Below are 20,572 nucleotides of genomic sequence, written 5' to 3' on the forward strand. Positions count from 1 at the left end.
ACACTGCCGGTAAGAGGGCAGTGTCTTTTCCCGTATATACAAAAGAAAGAGAGGGACCTCACTTGATTAAGCGAACAGTAAAGAACATTGCCGAGATGGTCAAAGGCACACTGACAAATCCGCAATATGAACAAACAGTCATTCATGGAGTGGCAACTGATACAAGAAAACTCGAACAGCATCAGCTTTTCATCCCGCTAAAAGGGGAACATTTTAACGGCCACACTTTTGTGCCGCAGGCTTTTGATGCAGGTGTTGCGGCCGTTCTTTGGGATCGGTCAGAACCAAATCCGCCCGAGAATCAAGCCGTCATCTTAGTGGACGACACCCTTTCCGCTCTTCAGCAGCTTGCAAAAGCTTATTTGCAGGAGCTTGGCACCCGTGTCATCGGGGTAACCGGAAGCAATGGCAAAACGACAACGAAAGATATGATTCACGCCGTCCTGGGAACCCGGTACCGTGTCCACAAAACAGGAGGAAACTTCAACAATCACATCGGTCTGCCGCTGACGGTTTTAGCTATGCCTGAAGATACGGAGATCGCTGTATTGGAGATGGGAATGAGCGCCAAAGGAGAAATTGATCTCCTGTCCCGCCTGGCAAACCCGGATGCGGCAGTGATTACGAATATCGGCGAATCCCACATGCAAGACCTTGGCTCAAGAGAAGGCATCGCGGAGGCGAAGCTTGAAATCATTAACGGGCTTAAAGAAGACGGAGTGCTGATTTATATCGGGGACGAACCGCTCCTTCAAAAAGCATACAGCTGCCAAACGAAAACGTACGGAACGGGAGCTCAAAATGATTATCAGCTTCAGGATGTCAGCCAGAGTGAAGCAGGAACTCATTTTACAATCAAAGGGATGGAAAAAACGTTTTTTATTCCGATACTCGGTAAGCACAATGTCATGAACGCCATGGCTGCGATCGCTGCGGGGGCTTATTTTGGCATCACGACTGAGGATGCGGCAAAAGGACTGAGCGGACTAAAGGTAACCGGCATGAGACTTGAACTCATCAAAACAGACAGCGGCATTTCGATTATCAATGACGCTTATAATGCGAGTCCGACATCCATGAAGGCTGCCATTCAATTGACAGAAAGCCTTGAAGGCTACGGGAAAAAAATGCTCGTGCTCGGCGATATGCTTGAACTCGGCGATCTTGAAGAAACGTTCCATAAAGAGTGCGGCGCTGTAATCAGCCCTGAAAAAATCGACCGCGTCTTTACGTACGGAAAACTGGGAGCATTTATTGCGGAAGGCGCACTGAAACACTTTGAGAAAGAACGCGTCAGCCATTTTACTGAGAAAAAGGATCTCCTTCAAGCTGTGAAAGAAAACGCGTCAAAAGGAGATTTGATTTTATTCAAAGCGTCCAGAGGTATGAAGCTTGAAGAAATCGTTAAAGATTTAATAGAGAGCCCGCTTTCGTAAAAAAATCTTGCGGAAAAACCGCATATTGCATCATAAAATAACATGATGTGCAAACACTAATGTATGCCGGCCAGAAATTATGTATATCTGGCCGGCTGCGGCTATGATACAATAAATACAGGTTATTTCGCGATACGAACATATTCGTCCGGCGTTTCATCCGCCGACCCGAAGTTCTCCGCCGGACACATGGGAGCGGATGGAGCATCAGCCGGCATATTCGAGAAGCTGATCTGCTTCTCATCTTATTGAAAAACAAATAGTGTAATGGTAAGATAAAACTTAAAGTAATTCGGGCTTTGTATACGGATGGATCCTGTCCTTTTTGTCTAAAGGGCAGTTTTATAAGTGGTAAATCACGACATTACTGAAACAGCAATTAGAAGGAGTTTGAATAATTTGACTATAACGTTTCAAGATTTTAATTTAAGTTCTGATCTCATGAAAGCAATTAATCGTATGGGATTTGAAGAAGCAACACCGATTCAGGCACAAACGATACCGCTCGGACTTTCAAATAAAGACGTCATTGGACAAGCGCAAACAGGTACAGGTAAAACAGCTGCGTTTGGTATACCCCTTGTTGAAAAAATTAACCCCGAGTCTCCTAATATTCAAGCAATCGTAATCGCGCCAACCCGTGAATTAGCCATTCAAGTATCTGAAGAATTATATAAAATCGGACAAGATAAGCGTGCGAAGGTTCTTCCTATTTACGGCGGACAGGATATTGGACGGCAAATCCGGGCGTTAAAGAAAAATCCGCATATCATTGTCGGAACACCTGGACGTCTTCTTGACCACATCAACCGCCGCACAATTCGTTTAAACAATGTAAACACTGTAGTAATGGATGAAGCGGATGAAATGCTGAACATGGGATTCATTGACGACATTGAATCTATTCTTTCAAACGTGCCGAGCGAGCATCAGACACTTCTGTTCTCTGCGACAATGCCAGCACCGATCAAACGCATTGCAGAGCGCTTTATGACTGAGCCGGAACACGTAAAAGTAAAAGCAAAAGAAATGACGGTTTCTAACATTCAGCAGTTCTATTTAGAAGTGCAAGAACGCAAAAAATTCGATACACTGACTCGTCTTCTTGACATTCAGTCTCCTGAGCTTGCGATCGTATTCGGACGCACAAAACGCCGTGTCGATGAGCTGGCTGAAGCCCTGAACCTACGCGGATATGCGGCTGAAGGAATTCATGGTGACTTAACGCAGGCGAAACGTATGGTTGCGCTTCGTAAATTTAAAGAAGGTGCAATCGAAGTTCTTGTCGCAACTGATGTTGCCGCTCGCGGACTTGATATCTCAGGCGTAACACACGTGTACAACTTCGACGTGCCTCAAGATCCTGAAAGCTACGTTCACCGTATCGGAAGAACAGGCCGTGCAGGAAAAACAGGTATGGCGATGACGTTCATTACACCGCGTGAGAAAAGCATGCTTCGCGCAATTGAACAAACAACAAAACGCAAAATGGACCGCATGAAGGAGCCTACACTTGATGAAGCGTTAGAAGGCCAGCAGCAGGTTACTGTTGAACGTCTTCGCACGACAATCAGTGAAAACAACCTGAACTTCTACATGACAGCGGCAGCTGAGCTGCTTGAAGATCATGATGCAGTAACAGTGGTTGCGGCGGCTATCAAAATGGCTACAAAAGAGCCGGACAACACACCGGTTCGCTTAACTGACGAAGCGCCGATGGTCAGCAAACGCTACAAGAACCAGCGCTCTTCTAAACGCAGAGACGGACAAGGCGGCGGCTACCGCGGCGGAAAAGGGAAAAGCAACAACCGTTCTTCCTACGATAAAAAGCGTTCAAACGATCGCCGTTCTTCAGGTGACAGACGCCAGAAAAAATCTTACTAATTCTATCGATTAAGAGCCCAAAACATAACGTTTTGGGCTTTTTTATGTTCATGATTTGTTATTCAGCAAACTTTCAGCTGACGGATGCCATTTTTCTATGTATGCTTAAGAATGAAACCTTTCTGTATAAGAGACGTATAAGTAACGACGAAAAAACGGGAGGTAGGTATTTTGAGAGAGCAGCCAAAAAACCAAATCAGTCCAGACGGATTAAAGGTTTGGCGACTTCAAGAGATTATCGTATCTGCTGTCTGCTTGCTTATTGTCATAGCAGTTGCAGTGTTAAGCTATTATTTCCATTGGCCGTACTGGATCAGCGGCGTGCTCGGCGCGGTTTGGCTGCTGGGTTCGGTTGTGACGGTCTTTATCATTCCAAAGATCCGTCATAAAGTATGGCGCTATGAAGTCCATGAACATGAAATAGATATTCAGTCAGGTATTTTTGTGGTAACGCGTGTGATTGTCCCGATGGTCAGAGTTCAGCACGTCGATACGTCACAAGGGCCGTTATTGAAAAAGTACAACCTGGCAACCGTAAAAATTTCCACGGCCGCGACCGTTCATTCGATCCCCGCTTTAGAGATGGAGGAAGCGGATCGGCTGAGAGACTCCATTTCCCGTCTGGCAAGGGTGACTGACGATGATGTCTGAACCGAAACGCCTGCACCCGGCGGCAGTTATTTTGAATTTATGCCATACCATTATTCAAACGATAAAAAATATCATTCTGCCATTCTTTTTTGTGTATATCGTCAATTCGAACAATACTGTCCGTTTTTACGGAGCCATTGCGCTCGGTGTGCTGTTCATCTGGCTTGTAGCCGCAAGCATCATCAAATGGAGAAGGTTTACCTATCGAATCGAAGATGACGAATTTAGAATTGAAGAAGGCTTGTTTGTCACGAAAAAGCGATACATATCGATTGATCGGATTCAAACGATGAATACGAGCGCGGGCGTGATCCAGCAAATCTTTAAGCTTGTGAAGCTGCAAATTGAAACGGCAGGCGGAGGCAAGGAGGCGGAAGCTGTTCTTTCTGCTATTTCTGTTGAAGAAGCCGAACGGATCAAGGAAGCCGTCTTTAAGAAAAAAGCACAAAGGCACGAAAGCGAACACGATAAAGAATGGCTTGAAGCTGAGCAGGAGCTGATTCCGGCGGTTGAGCCGGAAGAGCACTATCGGATGAACATGAAAGAATTGCTCATGGCCGCCTCTACCTCCGGCGGAATCGGAGTGATTATCTCCGCTGTATTTGCGCTTATTTCTCAGCTTGATGAAGTGCTGCCGATGGATTGGTTTTTTGATAAATTTTCCTTTCTTCAGCACGCCAGCATCGGCATTTACGCGGTACTCATTTTTATCGGTTTATTTATCGCCTGGATTTTCAGCATTGCCGGTATGATGTTTAAATACGCGAACTTTCAAATCATTAAAAAAGAGCAGGAACTGGTGATTTCAAGAGGGTTTATTGAAAAACATCAAGTCACGATTCCGCTACGAAAAATACAAGCCATTAAAATAAAAGAAAACATCATCCGCCAGCTTTTCGGCTTTGTGACGGTGTCCATCGTCAGCGCGGGCGGCGGCGACCGGGAAAAGGAAGAAGGCGCTTTGACCATTCTCTTCCCGATGATTCATAAAAAAAAGCTTCCGCACATGCTGCGGACATTTACGCCGGAATACACGCTGGAAGAAAACTTCCGCCGTCTGCCGCGGCACGCGTTGAAACGCTATTTATTCCGTTCCGTCATTTTTTCAATCTTTTTGATCATTCCATTATGTATCTTCTTTCAGCCATGGGGCTATCTGTCGATCATCCTGCTGCCGATTGAATTGATCTTCGGCTACCTCGCATATAAGGATGCAGGATGGACGATCAACGGGGATCGTCTTCAATTGACGTCCAGATTTATCAGCAGAACAACGGGAATTGTGTTAAAAAGACGAATGCAGGTTTGCAAGTTCAGCCAATCGTATTTTCAAAAGAAAGGCCGTTTGTATACCATTTCTACCTCGGTAAAATCATCGAGCCTTATGGAAGAATTATCGGTGAGGGATGTAGGTGAAGAGGATGCAGACTTCATTTTAAACTGGTACTCATATGAAAAAGCGGACGGTTAATACCGCCGCTCTTTTTTTTGCACACATAAAAACGAGAGAAGAAACCCGCCGCAAAGTCCAAACAGATGGGCCATCATGTTAATATTGGAGTTGATAAACGACATGAGAACGGCAAATGCGAGCAGTGTGAGAATCATTTTGGAATGCTCCTGCCCGATCAGCTCTTTGCGAAAAAGAACCATAAACAGATACACGCCGAACAGCCCGAAAATCGCTCCTGAAGCCCCGACATGCACGTAATCAAGCGGCTCTGTAACATATGTGCCGATATTGCCGATGATGCCGGAGCCAGCGTACACAAGCAGGAAACGCGCTTTTCCCAGCATGCGTTCCAAAGCAGGGGCAAATAAAAAGATGGACATGGAATTAAACAGCAGATGGGTAAAACCGGCGTGCAGCAAAACCGGTGTGATCAGCCGCCACCATTCACCGTTAGCGACGCCTAAATTATAGCCTGTGACGGCATCTCTCCATAACACGACTGAATGGACAGGAAGTGAAAAAAACAGCCAGAGAACGGCTTGCAAGGCCAATATAAAGGTGACAACGGGATAAAGCCTGATAAACGTTTGGAAATTTTCAGTCCGTATAAACATTCCGAGCCCCTTTTCTTCATTTTGGTATTTCTATAGTAACACGTTTATGAGACAAACCATTCAAATAGTACGTACGCAAAGGAGGTTATCACACATGATTTACGGCATTGGACTAGACATCACCGAGCTTAAACGGATCGCTTCTATGGCCGGCCGCCAGAAAAGGTTTGCTGAGCGGATTTTGACGCGAAGCGAGCTTGACCAATATCATGAGCTTTCAGAGAAAAGAAAAATAGAATTTCTTGCGGGGAGGTTTGCAGCAAAAGAAGCTTTCTCGAAAGCGTTCGGCACCGGTATAGGAAAACAGCTCAGTTTTCAGGACATTGAAATTAAGAAAGATCAAAATGGCAAGCCCTATATCATTTGCGCGAAGCTGAGCCAGGCCGCCGTTCACGTATCAATCACTCATACAAAGGAATACGCGGCCGCACAGGTTGTGATTGAAAGGTTGTCAAGCTAGTCTGCATATTAGCGAAACCCCACTCATATATTTGATAATGCATTAAGGGAGACAAGTTGTTTGAGGCTTTTATGGTACGCATCCGTTCTGCCTAACGTGTACCGAGCGTACCGTTAAAGTCAAACAAGCGATTTCTTCCTTTTACATCAATTGAGAAAAAGGGGTTGAAAAAGGTGAGAAAAAGCTTTGTTTTGCTTTTAACGGGACTGCTTGCTGTCCTTATTCTTTCTGCCTGCGGGGAAAAAACGCAGCAAGATATTGTGACCGGGTTAGATGAAAAGGCGAAAGAATACACCTCGTACAAAGCAAAAGCGAAAATGACCATCGAGACAGGGAGTGAGCCTCAAGTATACAATGTGGAAATCTGGCACAAAAAGCCGTCTCTGTACAGGGTTTATCTAGAAAATCCGAAAAAGGACCAAAACCAAGTCATTTTACGAAATGAAAACGGAGTATTTGTTCTCACGCCGTCTTTAAATAAGAGCTTCAGATTTCAAAGCGACTGGCCGAACAACAGCAGCCAGGTCTATCTGTTTGAATCGCTCGTAAAGGATGTTCAAAACGATTCAGATGCAGTCTTCACTGCGAAAGAAAAGAAATACGTATTTGAAACAAAAACGAACTATCAGCATAACAAAATGCTCCCAACGCAAGAAATCACGTTTAACAAAAAAGATATGAGCCCGTCATCTGTTAAAGTCATGGATACTGACCGAAAAGTGATGGTGAAAGTAGAATTCAGCAGCTTCGAATTTAATAAACAATTCGACAAAGAATCATTTGACGAAAAGAAAAATATGACCCTTTCTCAAATGGATGTTGCCACAAGCGCGAAGCCATCCGATACATTCGCGGTCAAAACGCCGCTTGAGCTGCCGCTTGGCGTAAAGCTGCTTGAAGAAAAAGATATTTCAACTGAAGACGGGAAGCGGATCATCATGACCTACGGAGGAGAAAAATCATTTACCTTAATTCAAGAAAAAGCCCAGATTGCCAAGGCTTCCTCCTCAGTTACGCTGAACGGCGAACCGGTAAATCTCGGCTACACCATCGGCGCCTTGTCGGATGCCTCATTATCATGGACATATGACGGCGTAGATTACCTTCTCTCATCAAAAGATCTTTCTAAAGAGGAAATGGTGGCAGTCGCGAAAAGCATGCAGGGACAATCATCTAAATAATTGCCAAAGGCCAAACATAATTTGGCCTTTTTTTCGTCAGGCATCGTTTCCCTTTGGACTATAATTTTAGTATGATATGTAAATGATATTGAATAAAAGCTAGGAAGTGTCATTATGAGCACAAAACCTTTTTACAGAGATACGTGGGCGGAAATCGACTTGTCCGCGATAAAGGAAAATGTCAGCAATATGAAAGAACACATCGGCGAACATGTCCATCTGATGGCAGTTGTAAAAGCGAACGCCTACGGACATGGTGATGCAGAAGTAGCAAAGGCTGCTCTTGACGCAGGTGCTTCATGCTTGGCCGTGGCCATTCTGGATGAAGCGATCTCACTGCGCGAGAAGGGCCTGAAGGCGCCTATATTGGTGCTTGGCGCGGTTCCCCCGGAGTATGTGGCAATCGCGGCGGAATATGACGTGACATTAACAGGTTATTCTGTTGAATGGCTTCAGGAAGCAGCCCGCCACTTGAAAAAAGGTTCCCTTCATTTTCATTTGAAGGTCGATACGGGGATGAACAGGCTTGGTGTAAAAACAGAAGAAGAAGTTCATCACGTGATGGCGATTCTTGATCGCAACCCCCGTTTCAAATGCAAAGGGGTATTTACGCATTTTGCGACAGCGGATGAAAAAGAAAGAGACTATTTCTTCATGCAGTTTGAGCGCTTTAAAGAACTGATTGCTCCGCTGCCGCTAAAAAAAATGATGGTGCACTGCGCCAACAGCGCCGCCGGTCTTCGGCTGAAAAAAGGCTTTTTCAACGCGGTCAGATTCGGCATCGGCATGTACGGTCTCCGTCCGTCAGCCGACATTACGGACGAAATACCGTTTCAGCTGCGTCCCGCATTCACCCTGCATTCGACGCTGTCGCATGTCAAATTGATCAGAAAAGGCGAGAGCGTCAGCTACGGAGCGGAATACACAGCGGAAAAAGACACATGGATCGGGACGGTGCCTGTAGGCTATGCGGACGGCTGGCTTCGAAAATTGAAAGGAACCGAAATTCTTGTGAAGGGAAAACGGCTGAAAATCGCCGGCCGAATCTGCATGGACCAATTTATGGTAGAGCTGGATCAGGAATATCCGCCAGGCACAAAAGTCACATTAATTGGCCGGCAGGGGGATGAATATATTTCCATGGATGAGATTGCAGGCAGGCTCGAAACCATTAACTACGAGGTATCTTGTACAATAAGTTCCCGGGTTCCCCGTATGTTTTTGGAAAATGGGAGTATAATGGAAGTAAGAAATCCTTTATTGCAGGAAAATGCAAGCAAATAGCATCTCATAATGAGAATTCATAAAACAGCTTTGCTTGAAGAGTGAATAATGGTATCATTATCACTGGATGGATAAAAGAGTCGTATCCGTAAGTTTGGTGGAGGTGTATGTTTTTTGTCTGAATCCAGCGCAAGAACCGAAATGAAAATCAGCTTGCCCGAAAACCTAGTAGCTGAATTGGATGGTGTAGCGATGCGGGAGAAACGAAGCAGAAACGAACTGATATCACAAGCAGTGAGAGCGTATGTCAGCGAACGAACAACTCGTCACAACCGTGATTTGATGAGACGCGGCTATATGGAAATGGCGAAAATCAACCTGAATATTTCTTCTGAGGCTCACTTTGCGGAGTGCGAGGCTGAAACGACAGTTGAGCGCTTAGTCAGCGGAGGATAATCATTTGATTGTGAAACGCGGCGATGTTTATTTTGCTGATTTATCTCCTGTTGTTGGCTCAGAGCAAGGCGGGGTGCGCCCGGTTTTAGTGATCCAAAATGACATCGGAAATCGCTTCAGCCCAACTGCTATTGTTGCAGCCATAACAGCACAAATACAGAAAGCGAAATTACCAACCCACGTCGAAATCGATGCAAAACGCTACGGTTTTGAAAGAGATTCCGTTATTTTGCTGGAGCAAATTCGGACGATTGACAAGCAAAGATTAACGGATAAGATTACTCATCTGGATGATGAAATGATGGATAAGGTTGATGAAGCCTTACAAATCAGTTTGGCACTCATTGATTTTTAGACATATGTACAGGTTGCTCAAATAGAGCAACTTTTTTTGTTTTCAAAAAACATAAACGATATAATAGTGAAATAACGAAAAAAATATGTTGTTTTTTATCGGGAGGTAAGCGAATTTGATGTCGAATCAGACTGTATACCAGTTCATTGCCGAGAATCAAAATGAACTGCTCCAACTGTGGACTGACACACTAAAAGAATTAAGCGAGCAAGAATCATATCAGCTGACTGACCAAGTGTATGAAAATATATCTAAAGAGTATATCGACATTCTTCTTTCATCTGTTAAGGATGACAGTGCTGCTGAAAGCCAAATCAGCGAACTGGCGCTGAGAGCCGTCCAAATTGGACTTTCTTTGAAGTTTCTGGCTACGGCGCTAGCTGAATTCTGGAAGCGTCTCTACACGAAAATGAATGATAAGAGATTGCCAGATCAAGAGAGTACGGAATTAATCTGGCAGATCGACCGCTTTTTCAGCCCGATTAATACAGAAATCTTTAACCAATACTCAATCTCATGGGAGAAAACAGTATCCCTGCAAAAAATCGCGCTGCAGGAGCTATCTGCGCCACTCATCCCGGTGTTTGAAAATATCACCGTGATGCCGCTTGTCGGAACAATTGATACCGAACGCGCTAAACGAATTATGGAAAACCTTTTAAACGGCGTCGTCAAACACCGATCACAAGTCGTGTTGATTGATATTACGGGTGTTCCTGTCGTCGACACGATGGTTGCCCATCATATTATTCAGGCGTCTGAGGCGGTAAGGCTTGTCGGAGCGAAATGCCTGCTAGCCGGAATCCGTCCGGAAATTGCACAGACCATCGTTAACCTGGGGATAGATTTATCCCAAGTTATTACTAAGAATACCCTGCAAAAAGGAATTCAAACAGCATTGGAAATGACAGATCGAAAAATTGTTTCATTGGGGGAATAACATTTTGAGACATCCGAAAATCCCGATCTTGAAACTGTATAATTGCTTATTAGTGTCCATTCAATGGGAACTTGATGACCAAACCGCATTAACCTTTCAAGAAGACTTATTAAATAAAATATACGAAACAGGTGCTAACGGGGTTGTCATTGACCTGACATCTGTGGACATGATTGATTCCTTTATCGCTAAAGTGCTGGGCGACGTGATCACGATGTCTAAACTAATGGGCGCAAAAGTGGTCTTGACGGGAATTCAGCCTGCTGTGGCAGTTACGCTGATTGAACTTGGAATCGCACTTGAGGAAATCGAAACCGCGCTCGACTTAGAGCAGGGGCTTGAGACATTGAAGCGGGAATTGGGGGAATAGCGAATGAACGACCAATCCTGTGTAAAAATCATGACAGAATGGGATATTGTGGCCGCCAGACAACTGGGACGAAACGTTGCAAAAGAACTCGGTTTCGGCACGGTAGACCAGGCTAGAATTACAACGGCTATTTCAGAATTAGCCAGGAACATTTATTTATACGCCGGTAAAGGCCAGATTGGAATTGAACAGGTCGCAGACAGAGGAAAAAAGGGCCTGAAAATCATAGCGGAAGACCAAGGGCCGGGAATTCCTGATATCCGCAAAGTCATGGAAGACGGGTTTTCAACGTCTGGCGGACTCGGAGCGGGACTTCCCGGCGTGAAAAGGCTGATGGATGAATTCAGTTTAAATTCCGTATCGGGGGAAGGAACAGAGATACAAGCCATTAAATGGCTTCGGTAGGAGGTAAGAACGTGGATTTTAGGGAGGTTATTGAGCAGCGGTATCATCAGCTGCTTAGTCGATATATAGCCGAATTAACAGAAACATCTTTATATCAAGCCCAAAAATTCAGCCGAAAAACAATCGAGCATCAAATTCCTCCGGAAGAAATCATCAGCATTCATCGCAAAGTGCTGAAGGAGCTGTATCCGAGTCTCCCGGAAGATGTTTTTCATTCGCTGGATTTTTTAATAGAAGTCATGATTGGATATGGAATGGCTTATCAGGAGCATCAAACCCTCAGGGGGATACAGCAGGAAATCAAATCAGAAATTGAAATTGCGGCAAATGTCCAGCAGACGCTGCTCGGAACAAAGATTCCGCAGGAAGAAGCACTGGATATCGGCGCCATCAGTGTGCCCGCTAAACAGATGAGCGGTGATTACTACCACTTTGTCAAAGACAAGGAATCGATTAATATCGCAATCGCGGACGTGATCGGAAAAGGCATTCCGGCGGCACTTTGCATGTCCATGATTAAATACGCGATGGACTCTTTGCCGGAAACGGGTATACACCCTTCTCAGGTGCTGAAAAATTTAAATCGGGTTGTTGAACAAAACGTTGACGCAAGTATGTTTATTACGATGTTTTATGCAAATTACAATATGGACAAGCATCGATTTACATACGCTTCAGCAGGACATGAACCGGGATTCTATTATTCTCAGAAAGACAACACGTTTTACGATTTAGAGGCCAAAGGGCTCGTTCTTGGTATCTCGCAGGATTATGACTACAAACAATTTGATCAGCATCTGGAAAAGGGAGATATGATTGTTCTCTTTTCTGACGGCGTCACAGAATGCAGGACGGAAAACGGCTTCTTGGAGCGTCATGATATACAGAAGCTCATTGAGGAACATATGTGTGGCTCTGCGCAGGAAATGGTCAAAAACATTTATGACAGCCTCCTCAAATTGCAGGATTTTCAGCTTCACGATGATTTTACGTTAATTGTTTTAAGAAGAAAGGTTTAGCGTTTGCGAGCCGAGGGTATACAACAATTAAAGATTTGAAGGATAATTTGAGGTGATACGAATGAATATAAATGTTGATGTGAAACAGAATGTGGATGATATACAAGTAAACATTGCAGGAGAAATCGATGTGTATTCAGCTCCGGTGCTCAGAGAGAAGCTTGTTCCTCTAGCAGAACAAGGCGCTGACTTAAGGATTTGCCTGAAGGATGTCAGCTACATGGACAGTACCGGACTTGGCGTCTTTGTAGGGGTTTTTAAAACAGTGAAAAAACAAGGCGGTTCCCTCAAGCTTGAAAATCTGTCTGACCGGCTGATCCGTCTATTCGAAATTACTGGTCTTAAGGACATCATTGATATTTCTGCAAAGTCAGAAGGTGGAGTGCAATGAAGAATAACGCAGATTACATCGAAATGAAAGTGCCGGCCCAGCCTGAATATGTAGGGATTATAAGGCTGACACTGTCAGGCGTCGCGAGCAGAATGGGCTATACGTACGATGAAATTGAAGATCTGAAAATCGCAGTCAGTGAAGCGTGTACAAATGCGGTTCAGCACGCTTACAAAGAAGATAAAAATGGGGAAGTGTCAATACGATTCGGTGTGTTCGAGGATCGTTTAGAGGTCATTGTGGCGGATGAAGGCGACAGCTTTGATTTTGATGAAAAACAGCAGGATCTTGGGCCGTACACACCTTCACACACAGTCGATCAATTATCAGAAGGAGGGCTCGGTCTATATTTAATGGAAACGCTCATGGATGAAGTCAGAGTGCAAAACAACTCCGGCGTCACCGTAGCGATGACAAAGTATTTAAATGGGGAGCGAGTTGATCATGACACAACCATCAAAAACTACGAAACTAACTAAGGATGAAGTCGATCGGCTCATAAGCGATTACCAAACAAATCAAGATGAACAGGCGCAAGAAACGCTTGTGCAGGTGTATACAAATCTGGTTGATATGCTTGCGAAAAAATATTCAAAAGGCAAAAGCTTTCACGAGGATCTCCGCCAGGTCGGCATGATTGGGCTGCTCGGCGCGATTAAGCGATATGATCCCGTCGTCGGCAAATCGTTTGAAGCTTTTGCAATTCCTACAATCATCGGTGAAATTAAACGTTTCCTCAGAGATAAAACGTGGAGCGTTCACGTGCCGAGACGGATTAAAGAACTGGGACCAAGAATCAAAATGGCGGTTGATCAGCTGACGACTGAAACACAAAGGTCGCCGAAAGTAGAAGAGATTGCCGAATTCCTTGATGTTTCAGAAGAAGAGGTTCTTGAAACGATGGAAATGGGCAAAAGCTATCAAGCCTTATCCGTTGACCACAGCATTGAAGCGGATGCGGACGGAAGCACCGTCACGATTCTTGATATCGTCGGATCACAGGAGGACGGATATGAGCGGGTCAACCAGCAAATGATGCTGCAAAGCGTGCTTCATGTCCTTTCAGACCGTGAAAAACAAATCATAGACCTTACGTATATCCAAAACAAAAGCCAAAAAGAAACTGGGGACATTCTCGGTATATCTCAAATGCACGTCTCGCGTCTGCAGCGCAAAGCTGTGAAGAAGCTCAGAGAGGCCTTGATTGAAGATCCCTCCATGGAGTTAATGTAATGATCCAGGTTGAAGAAAACGAGCATATTCAAACCCTTGTATACCAAATGAATAAAGAAGGAAAATCGATTTGCGGCGACAGCTTTTTTATGAAGGCTGATGATAAGGAGTTAATTTGTGCGGTAGCTGACGGACTTGGAAGCGGATCGCTTGCCAACGAATCCTCTGCAGCCATCAAAGCCTTAGTGGAAAACTATGCGAATGAAGACGTACAAAGCATTATCGAACGCTGTAATCAGGCGATGAAAAACAAAAGAGGCGCAACAGCATCTATCCTGAAAATCAATTTTGAACAAAGGCAGTTTACGTACTGCTCTGTCGGAAACGTACGGTTTATTCTGCATTCCCCGTCTGGTGAAAGCTTTTATCCTCTGCCGATTTCAGGCTATTTATCAGGCAAGCCGCAAAAATACAAAACGCACACCGCCACTTATGAAAAGGGTTCAAAGTTCATTATACATACAGATGGACTCAACGTGCCCGACATCCGCTCCCATTTGAAAAAAGGCCAATCGGTAGAAGAAATATCGAATTCGCTGAAAATGTATACGACATCAAGAAAAGATGATCTGACCTATATTCTTGGACAGTTGTCCTAGGAAGTCAGAAAACGAGAAGCTGGAATACCGGCTTCTTTTTTCGGTTGACTATTAATAAGTACACTTATTATTTAGGGAGGTTGTAGAATGTGGAATTATGAATACACAGCGATAGCGGATGTTGATCTAGAAGAAATATGGAATCATTATCAGGAGACAGATACATGGAATCAATGGGATGCGGGTATCGCATCAGTTTCTTTGAGAGGGCCATTTCAAAATGGAACGGAAGGTACATTGCTTCAGCAAGGAAATACAGTTCCCTTTTGGCTTGAACAAGTGGAGAAACATCGGTCATTTTCTGTCATGGCCAATATGTCGCATACCAATGTAAAAATTGAATTTTCTCATGTGCTTCAAAAGCAAAAAGAAGGTCTTCACATAACGCATGGGATTGTATTAGAAGGAGCTGAAGCAAAAAAATGGGGAGAAATCATCGGGCATGAACTGTCTAAAGACATCCCGGCGGCTGTCAGCAGGCTTGTCCACCTTTGCGGAGGAGTGATAAAATGAACACGAAATATTGGATCGGCGTTGTGTCAGAGCAGCATGTATTAAAAGGTGCTGCCAGCTTTTGCACAGCTGTGTCACGGAAAAAAAGCCCCGCTCGCCAAAATGAAAGAGGGAGATTGGCTAATTTATTATTCTCCGAGAGACGCATATCCAGACGGCAAACTGCTGCGGAGTTTTACTGCGATCGGCAAAGTGAAAAGCGGAAACATCTACCCATATCAAATGGCTCCGAATTTTATCCCATACCGATTAGATATAGACTACTATCCATGCGATAAAATCGGTTTTTACGGCATTAAATCACAACTTGAATTCGTTCAGGAAACCAAGCATCTCGGCTTTTTATTTCGGAGAGGACACTTTGAAATCAGCAAAAATGACTTTTTGACAATATCACAAGCGATGGGAGTAAATATAAGTGGAATGGCACTCTGAATTTAGCGGTCCGAACACAAGCCCGGGTTTTTTATTATGGCAGGTTACACAAAGCTGGCAGCGGAAAGTGGGAAAAGCGTTGGCTGAGTTTGATCTGACCCACGTTCAATTTGTTCTGCTGACCTCGTGCAGGTACATGATTGCCCACGGAGAAACCGTCACGCAAAAAAAACTCGCAAACTTCAGCCAGACCAATATCATGATGGTTTCGGAGGTTGTGCGGACGCTTGAGAGAAAAGGATTTATCCAAAGAAGCAAAAATCCTCAGGATAAAAGAGAGGTCCTCCTGTCACTTACAGAAACAGGAGGAGAAAAAGTAACAGCGGCTCTGCCGATTGTTGAGGAGATTGATCAAGCCTTCTTTGCGGCTGCGATGGAAAAAGAGAACTTTTTGAGCGGCTTGCAGGAACTTTTAAAAAATGAGTAAACACGGGCAGCGCCAGCTGTCTTTTTTTATGTGTTTTTTTCGGTTTTTGATACACTAGAGAAAGAACGACAAAATTGGAGGCTTTGGTTACATGGAAACGTCAGCCCTTTTAAAACAGCAAATTGCGAAAGAAATAAGTTTATCACAAAAACACGTTGAAAGTGTCATCCGCCTGCTTGAGGACGGCAACACAGTCCCGTTTATCGCCCGGTATCGAAAAGAGCAGACGGGTTCAATGGATGAGGTTCAGATTCAGACGATTTCTGAACGCTGGCAATACATACAAAACCTGAATCAGCGAAAAGAAGAAGTCATCAGGCTCATTGCAGAGCAGGATAAACTGACAGATGACTTAAAACGAAAAATTGAGCAATCGGTGAAGCTTCAGGAAGTGGAAGACCTTTACCGCCCGTATAAACAAAAACGCAAAACAAAGGCGACAGTCGCGAAAAGCAAAGGCCTCGAGCCGCTTGCCGACTATATCTTGACACTTCCGCAGGATGATCGTCTGGCAGAAATCGCAGACCAATACATCAGTGAAGAAAAAGAAGTGTTCACAAGGGAAGAAGCGATTGAAGGCGCCAAGCACATTATTGCGGAACAAATCTCAGACGAGCCGAATTTCAGAAAGTGGATTCGCCAGGAGACCTTTAAAAAAGGAACCATTAAGTCTACAGCCGGTAAGTCGGCAGACACCGACGAGAAAAATGTTTATGAAATGTATTACGAGTATGAAGAGCCAATCGCAAAAGTCGTTCCGCACAGGGTGCTGGCGATGAACCGCGGCGAAAAAGAAGGCATTTTAAAGGTATCTATCGAACCGCCTGCAGATCACATCAAGGCGTATTTAGAAAAACAGATCATCAAGAACCGCTCAACATCCGTAAAAGAGATTTTGCAGGAGACGATTGAAGACAGCTATAAAAGGCTGATCCAGCCGGCAATCGAGCGTGAAATCAGAAAAGAGCTGTCAGAAAAAGCGGATGAACAGGCGATTCATATTTTCTCTGAAAACTTGAGAAAGCTTCTGCTTCAGCCGCCGATGAAAGGCAAAACCATTCTCGGTGTTGACCCGGCCTTCCGAACTGGCTGTAAGCTCGCTGTGTCAGATGAGACCGGAAAAGTCTTGAAAATTGATGTCATCTACCCCCATGCGCCAGTCAAAAAAACGAAGGAAGCCCATGAAAAAGTCAAAGCGATTCTTGAGCAGTATCAAGTCGAGATGGTGGCGATCGGAAACGGCACGGCGTCCAGAGAAACGGAGCAATTCATCGTCAATGTATTGAAGGACATGCCGCGTAAAATTTATTATGTGATCGTCAATGAAGCGGGAGCAAGCGTATATTCGGCTTCTGAGCTTGCCAGAGAAGAATTCCCTGAACTTCAGGTTGAAGAGCGCAGTGCCGTATCTATTGCGCGAAGACTTCAAGACCCGCTCGCGGAACTCGTCAAAATCGATCCAAAGTCTGTGGGTGTCGGGCAGTATCAGCATGACGTCAGCCAAAAACGCTTAAATGAATCTCTGCGTTTCGTCGTCGAAACGGTCGTTAACCAGGTTGGAGTAAACGTCAACACAGCATCCGCCGCGCTGCTTCAATATGTAGCGGGATTATCAAAGTCTGTCGCAGGCAACATTGTCAAAAAACGTGAGGAAATCGGGAAGTTTTCTAATCGAAAGGAATTGAAGGACATCCCGAGACTCGGTGCGAAAACCTATGAGCAGTGTATCGGTTTCTTAAGAGTGCAGGAAGGGACAGAGCCTTTGGACAGAACAGGCATCCACCCGGAAAGCTACAAAGAAACAAAAGCGCTATTGAAAAAGCTCGGCCTTTCAACAGAACAAATCGGCACGGCGGAATTGAAGGACAAAATCAATCAGCTGGCGCTTTCTGAAACGGCAAAAGAGCTGGGAATCGGAGAAATCACCCTGAAAGATATTTGTGAACAGCTGACAAGGCCGGAACGCGATCCTCGCGATGAGGTGCCTAAGCCTTTACTGAAAACAGACGTCCTTCAGCTGGAAGATTTGAAAGAGGGAATGGAGCTGCAGGGCACCGTGCGCAATGTAGTGGACTTCGGAGCGTTTGTTGATATCGGAGTCAAACAAGACGGGCTTGTGCATATCTCAAAACTCAGCAATCAATTCGTCAAGCATCCTCTTGATGTCGTATCTGTCGGCGATATCGTGACAGTTTGGGTTGACGGCGTAGATGTACAAAAAGGCAGAGTATCGCTGTCTATGGTAAAATAAAAGCACTGCTTACGAGCAGTGTTTTTTCCTATAGAAATACCAGCATTGATTCAGCAGTTTAATTTGGTAATTATCTTTTTCAAGGAACGCTTTTTGCATCTGCTTTTTAAGCCAATTTGGCATAGGCTCATTCCTCCTCAGCTTTTATCATAAGAGGGACGGTGATTACCATATTGTATGCGAACGGTGAATTGTCCCGTTCAATGTTTTTTAAGTGAGGTGCACCATGGATAACAAAGAGCTTCAAAAGCTGACAGAGGATATTTCTGAAACGTATTTTAAAAAGCCGTTCCGCCATCAGGCGCTTTTTAATGACCGGCTCAAGACCACGGGCGGAAGGTACCTGTTAACCTCTCATAACATTGAATTGAACAGGAAATATTTGATTGAACACGGCAGGGAGGAACTGATCGGCATCATCAAGCACGAGCTCTGCCATTATCATCTTCACCTTGAGGGAAAAGGGTATAAGCACAGAGACAGAGATTTTCGAATGCTGTTGCATGAAGTCAACGCGCCAAGGTTCTGTACACCCCTTAAGAAAAAAACTGAAAGCAAAAAAACTTATATGTATATCTGCACGGCCTGCGGCCAACAGTATATAAAGAAGCGTGCCATGAACCCTGACAGATACAGATGCGGAAAATGCCGCGGAAAAATAAAAAGAATTTTTTCGTGAAAAAGGTTGACGAATATGGCAAGCCTATGTTACATTATAAAAGTCGTCACGAGAGATAAATAAAAACATTTACCTCTTGACACTGTAAATCGAGGCTGATATAATAAGTCTTGTCTCATTATTCCACAGTAGCTCAGTGGTAGAGCTATCGGCTGTTAACCGATCGGTCGCAGGTTCGAATCCTGCCTGTGGAGCCATATTGGAGAAGTACTCAAGTGGCTGAAGAGGCGCCCCTGCTAAGGGTGTAGGTCGCGTAAGCGGCGCGAGGGTTCAAATCCCTCCTTCTCCGCCATAAGAATTCGATATAAGTTCTCAACCATCGGCCCGTTGGTCAAGCGGTTAAGACACCGCCCTTTCACGGCGGTAACACGGGTTCGAATCCCGTACGGGTCATTCCATTTTCGTTGGGCTATAGCCAAGCGGTAAGGCAACGGACTTTGACTCCGTCATGCGTTGGTTCGAATCCAGCTAGCCCAGCCATTTTTATTTTTGAAATTGAATAGTAAGAGCCATTAGCTCAGTTGGTAGAGCATCTGACTTTTAATCAGAGGGTCGAAGGTTCGAGTCCTTCATGGCTCACCATTTGTATTTTTGCGGGTGTGGCGGAATTGGCAGACGCGCTAGACTTAGGATCTAGTGTCTTACGACGTGGGGGTTCGAGTCCCTTCACCCGCACTTTAATTACAAAGTGCACGCAAATTGGTTTTACTAGGTTAAGAGTCTAATAAACCAGCACAAACAATTTAATGATCACGCGGTCGTGGCGGAATGGCAGACGCGCTAGGTTGAGGGCCTAGTGGGTGAATAACCCGTGGAGGTTCAAGTCCTCTCGGCCGCATCAATGATACCAAGGGTTTTGACATCCTTGGTATTTTTTTGTGCTTGTTTTTAGATTGTCTGCTGCCCACAAACTGCCCACTTACCTAAAGTAAGTTATCTTTTTAAATTATTAGGATAGGTGTTCATGAAACATTTCTTGTATTTTTGATATTTTCCTTTAAAGTGGCAGGTAGTGTTTGTATACTTGATTAATCAAAAAAAATTGATTAAAATGTAAAAAAAGAAAGGGGATAGGGGATGCTTCTTATAAGAACTGCAAAAGAATCGGATGTAAATAGAATATTAGATATTTATAACCAAGGCATAGCTGATCAGATTGCTACATTAGAAGTAGAAGAAAAAGATATTGATTATATGGCAAATTGGTTTTCTAATCGTGAAGGGAAATATAAGGTCCTTGTTGCTGAAATAGACCATTGTGTAGTAGGGTGGGTTTCTCTAAATCCATATTCTCACCGTTGCGCATACCAAGGTGTTGCTGATTTATCTATATATATTGATCGTAATCATCGAGGAAAAGGTATAGGTAAAGAACTTTTGTCGAATATTGAAAAAGAAGCAATTAAATCCAAGATACATAAGATCGTGTTATTTACATTTCCTTTTAATCAATTAGGGCAGGGTTTATATGCTTCAATGGGGTATCGCGAAGTTGGTATATTTAAAGAACAAGGGAAAATCGACGGTCATTATGTAGATGTAATGGCAATGGAGAAAATACTTACAAAGTAAACAGGTCTCTAAAGAGAGACCTGT

23 protein-coding genes, 7 tRNA genes and 2 pseudogenes are annotated in these 20,572 nt (G+C 44.3%); 30 read left to right on the forward strand and 2 right to left on the reverse strand.

The window, feature by feature from the left end; all coding sequences use genetic code 11:
- The first annotated feature begins 62 nt into the window (after positions 1–62).
- The 4 genes from BSI_RS05700 to BSI_RS05680 all read left to right on the forward strand — a co-directional run bounded on the left by BSI_RS05700 (position 63) and on the right by BSI_RS05680 (position 5,442).
- Positions 63–1,436 carry a UDP-N-acetylmuramoyl-tripeptide--D-alanyl-D-alanine ligase gene (locus BSI_RS05700; protein WP_032732222.1) on the forward strand — a complete coding sequence of 458 codons (1,374 nt, stop codon included), beginning with the start codon at positions 63–65 and terminating at the stop codon, positions 1,434–1,436.
- Between the two features lie 399 nt (positions 1,437–1,835).
- Complete coding sequence (cshA, locus tag BSI_RS05690) at positions 1,836–3,320, forward strand: degradosome RNA helicase CshA (RefSeq protein WP_019257533.1); 1,485 nt, start codon at positions 1,836–1,838, stop codon at positions 3,318–3,320.
- 171 nt (positions 3,321–3,491) lie between these two features.
- Positions 3,492–3,971: a PH domain-containing protein gene (locus BSI_RS05685; protein WP_003240334.1), complete on the forward strand. Its 480-nt coding sequence runs from the start codon at positions 3,492–3,494 to the stop codon at positions 3,969–3,971.
- Complete coding sequence (locus tag BSI_RS05680; RefSeq protein ID WP_003240336.1) at positions 3,961–5,442, forward strand: PH domain-containing protein; 1,482 nt, start codon at positions 3,961–3,963, stop codon at positions 5,440–5,442. Before BSI_RS05685 ends, BSI_RS05680 begins: the two co-directional genes overlap by 11 nt.
- Here the strand turns inward: BSI_RS05680 and BSI_RS05675 are convergent.
- Positions 5,439–6,038, reverse strand: a complete 600-nt coding sequence (locus BSI_RS05675; RefSeq protein WP_003240338.1) for a rhomboid family intramembrane serine protease — start codon at positions 6,036–6,038, stop codon at positions 5,439–5,441. The genes BSI_RS05680 and BSI_RS05675 overlap by 4 nt on opposite strands.
- Before the next feature lie 94 nt (positions 6,039–6,132).
- Here BSI_RS05675 and acpS point away from each other — a divergent pair, with 94 nt between their 5' ends.
- From acpS to BSI_RS05595, 17 genes and pseudogenes are all read left to right on the forward strand, one after another.
- A complete protein-coding gene (gene acpS, locus BSI_RS05670; RefSeq protein WP_003240339.1) occupies positions 6,133–6,498 on the forward strand; it encodes a holo-ACP synthase in 366 nt (121 codons plus the stop codon).
- Positions 6,499–6,662: 164 nt separating this feature from the next.
- Positions 6,663–7,679 (forward strand): LolA family protein, encoded by a 1,017-nt coding sequence (locus BSI_RS05665; RefSeq protein ID WP_080030878.1) that lies wholly within the window; start codon positions 6,663–6,665, stop codon positions 7,677–7,679.
- A 114-nt stretch (positions 7,680–7,793) separates the two neighbouring features.
- Complete coding sequence (gene alr / locus BSI_RS05660; RefSeq protein WP_003240348.1) at positions 7,794–8,963, forward strand: alanine racemase; 1,170 nt, start codon at positions 7,794–7,796, stop codon at positions 8,961–8,963.
- 114 nt (positions 8,964–9,077) lie between these two features.
- Positions 9,078–9,359 (forward strand): type II toxin-antitoxin system antitoxin EndoAI, encoded by a 282-nt coding sequence (endB, locus tag BSI_RS05655; protein WP_003225183.1) that lies wholly within the window; start codon positions 9,078–9,080, stop codon positions 9,357–9,359.
- A 4-nt stretch (positions 9,360–9,363) separates the two neighbouring features.
- Complete coding sequence (gene ndoA / locus BSI_RS05650; protein WP_003156187.1) at positions 9,364–9,714, forward strand: type II toxin-antitoxin system endoribonuclease NdoA; 351 nt, start codon at positions 9,364–9,366, stop codon at positions 9,712–9,714.
- Between the two features lie 115 nt (positions 9,715–9,829).
- Positions 9,830–10,654, forward strand: coding sequence for an RsbT co-antagonist protein RsbRA (gene rsbRA, locus BSI_RS05645; RefSeq protein ID WP_003240350.1), 825 nt, complete (start codon positions 9,830–9,832; stop codon positions 10,652–10,654).
- 4 nt (positions 10,655–10,658) lie between these two features.
- The gene (gene rsbS / locus BSI_RS05640) at positions 10,659–11,024 is read left to right on the forward strand and encodes an RsbT antagonist protein RsbS (RefSeq protein WP_003225190.1); all 366 of its coding nucleotides are present in this window, start codon (positions 10,659–10,661) and stop codon (positions 11,022–11,024) included.
- A gap of 3 nt (positions 11,025–11,027) precedes the next feature.
- A complete protein-coding gene (gene rsbT / locus BSI_RS05635; RefSeq protein ID WP_003240352.1) occupies positions 11,028–11,429 on the forward strand; it encodes a serine/threonine-protein kinase RsbT in 402 nt (133 codons plus the stop codon).
- 11 nt (positions 11,430–11,440) lie between these two features.
- Positions 11,441–12,448 (forward strand): phosphoserine phosphatase RsbU, encoded by a 1,008-nt coding sequence (rsbU, locus tag BSI_RS05630; RefSeq protein ID WP_003240354.1) that lies wholly within the window; start codon positions 11,441–11,443, stop codon positions 12,446–12,448.
- A gap of 61 nt (positions 12,449–12,509) precedes the next feature.
- Entirely contained in the window at positions 12,510–12,839 is a 330-nt protein-coding gene (gene rsbV / locus BSI_RS05625) for an anti-sigma factor antagonist RsbV (RefSeq protein WP_003240357.1), read from the forward strand.
- On the forward strand, positions 12,836–13,318 hold the full coding sequence (rsbW, locus tag BSI_RS05620) for an anti-sigma B factor RsbW (protein WP_003240359.1): 483 nt from the start codon (positions 12,836–12,838) through the stop codon (positions 13,316–13,318). The genes rsbV and rsbW overlap by 4 nt, the downstream gene beginning before the upstream one ends.
- Positions 13,284–14,072 (forward strand): RNA polymerase sigma factor SigB, encoded by a 789-nt coding sequence (gene sigB, locus BSI_RS05615; protein WP_003240361.1) that lies wholly within the window; start codon positions 13,284–13,286, stop codon positions 14,070–14,072. Before rsbW ends, sigB begins: the two co-directional genes overlap by 35 nt.
- Positions 14,072–14,671 carry a phosphoserine phosphatase RsbX gene (gene rsbX / locus BSI_RS05610; RefSeq protein ID WP_003240363.1) on the forward strand — a complete coding sequence of 200 codons (600 nt, stop codon included), beginning with the start codon at positions 14,072–14,074 and terminating at the stop codon, positions 14,669–14,671. Before sigB ends, rsbX begins: the two co-directional genes overlap by 1 nt.
- Positions 14,672–14,891: 220 nt before the next feature.
- Positions 14,892–15,184: pseudogene (locus BSI_RS23120) on the forward strand (hypothetical protein).
- Positions 15,181–15,619: pseudogene (locus tag BSI_RS05605) on the forward strand (EVE domain-containing protein). The pseudogenes BSI_RS23120 and BSI_RS05605 overlap by 4 nt, the downstream one beginning before the upstream one ends.
- Positions 15,603–16,046, forward strand: coding sequence for a MarR family winged helix-turn-helix transcriptional regulator (locus BSI_RS05600; RefSeq protein WP_003240368.1), 444 nt, complete (start codon positions 15,603–15,605; stop codon positions 16,044–16,046). Before BSI_RS05605 ends, BSI_RS05600 begins: the two are co-directional and overlap by 17 nt.
- 91 nt (positions 16,047–16,137) lie before the next feature.
- Positions 16,138–18,297, forward strand: a complete 2,160-nt coding sequence (locus BSI_RS05595; RefSeq protein ID WP_003240370.1) for a Tex family protein — start codon at positions 16,138–16,140, stop codon at positions 18,295–18,297.
- 9 nt (positions 18,298–18,306) lie between these two features.
- Here the strand turns inward: BSI_RS05595 and cmpA are convergent, their stop codons facing one another.
- Complete coding sequence (gene cmpA / locus BSI_RS22440; RefSeq protein WP_003225207.1) at positions 18,307–18,420, reverse strand: cortex morphogenetic protein CmpA; 114 nt, start codon at positions 18,418–18,420, stop codon at positions 18,307–18,309.
- A 103-nt stretch (positions 18,421–18,523) separates the two neighbouring features.
- Between cmpA and BSI_RS05585 the strand changes: the two genes are divergently transcribed.
- The 9 genes from BSI_RS05585 (at position 18,524) to BSI_RS22220 (ending at position 20,548) form a co-directional block, all read left to right on the forward strand.
- Positions 18,524–18,976: a SprT family protein gene (locus tag BSI_RS05585; protein ID WP_003240373.1), complete on the forward strand. Its 453-nt coding sequence runs from the start codon at positions 18,524–18,526 to the stop codon at positions 18,974–18,976.
- A gap of 122 nt (positions 18,977–19,098) precedes the next feature.
- Positions 19,099–19,173, forward strand: a tRNA-Asn gene (locus tag BSI_RS05580).
- 4 nt (positions 19,174–19,177) lie between these two features.
- Positions 19,178–19,268 (forward strand) — tRNA-Ser (locus tag BSI_RS05575).
- 29 nt (positions 19,269–19,297) lie between these two features.
- A tRNA-Glu gene (locus BSI_RS05570) sits at positions 19,298–19,369 on the forward strand.
- Between the two features lie 12 nt (positions 19,370–19,381).
- Positions 19,382–19,456 (forward strand) — tRNA-Gln (locus BSI_RS05565).
- 26 nt (positions 19,457–19,482) lie between these two features.
- Positions 19,483–19,558: transfer RNA gene (locus BSI_RS05560), tRNA-Lys, on the forward strand.
- An 11-nt stretch (positions 19,559–19,569) separates the two neighbouring features.
- Positions 19,570–19,651 (forward strand) — tRNA-Leu (locus BSI_RS05555).
- Between the two features lie 79 nt (positions 19,652–19,730).
- Positions 19,731–19,814: transfer RNA gene (locus BSI_RS05550), tRNA-Leu, on the forward strand.
- Between the two features lie 239 nt (positions 19,815–20,053).
- Entirely contained in the window at positions 20,054–20,548 is a 495-nt protein-coding gene (locus BSI_RS22220; RefSeq protein WP_003240375.1) for an arsinothricin resistance N-acetyltransferase ArsN1 family A, read from the forward strand.
- Positions 20,549–20,572: the final 24 nt, after the last annotated feature.

The organism is Bacillus inaquosorum KCTC 13429, from assembly GCF_000332645.1.
In the GTDB taxonomy this organism is placed as follows: domain Bacteria; phylum Bacillota; class Bacilli; order Bacillales; family Bacillaceae; genus Bacillus; species Bacillus inaquosorum.

Coding starts and splice junctions, on each gene's coding strand:
- BSI_RS05680 (WP_003240336.1), top strand. CDS start 3,961: ATGATGTCTGAACCGAAACGCCTGCACCCGGCGGCAGTTATTTTGAAT.
- BSI_RS05675 (WP_003240338.1), bottom strand. CDS start 6,038: ATGTTTATACGGACTGAAAATTTCCAAACGTTTATCAGGCTTTATCCC.
- acpS (WP_003240339.1), top strand. CDS start 6,133: ATGATTTACGGCATTGGACTAGACATCACCGAGCTTAAACGGATCGCT.
- alr (WP_003240348.1), top strand. CDS start 7,794: ATGAGCACAAAACCTTTTTACAGAGATACGTGGGCGGAAATCGACTTG.
- rsbT (WP_003240352.1), top strand. CDS start 11,028: ATGAACGACCAATCCTGTGTAAAAATCATGACAGAATGGGATATTGTG.
- rsbV (WP_003240357.1), top strand. CDS start 12,510: ATGAATATAAATGTTGATGTGAAACAGAATGTGGATGATATACAAGTA.
- rsbW (WP_003240359.1), top strand. CDS start 12,836: ATGAAGAATAACGCAGATTACATCGAAATGAAAGTGCCGGCCCAGCCT.
- sigB (WP_003240361.1), top strand. CDS start 13,284: ATGACACAACCATCAAAAACTACGAAACTAACTAAGGATGAAGTCGAT.
- rsbX (WP_003240363.1), top strand. CDS start 14,072: ATGATCCAGGTTGAAGAAAACGAGCATATTCAAACCCTTGTATACCAA.
- BSI_RS05595 (WP_003240370.1), top strand. CDS start 16,138: ATGGAAACGTCAGCCCTTTTAAAACAGCAAATTGCGAAAGAAATAAGT.
- cmpA (WP_003225207.1), bottom strand. CDS start 18,420: ATGCCAAATTGGCTTAAAAAGCAGATGCAAAAAGCGTTCCTTGAAAAA.
- BSI_RS05585 (WP_003240373.1), top strand. CDS start 18,524: ATGGATAACAAAGAGCTTCAAAAGCTGACAGAGGATATTTCTGAAACG.
- BSI_RS22220 (WP_003240375.1), top strand. CDS start 20,054: ATGCTTCTTATAAGAACTGCAAAAGAATCGGATGTAAATAGAATATTA.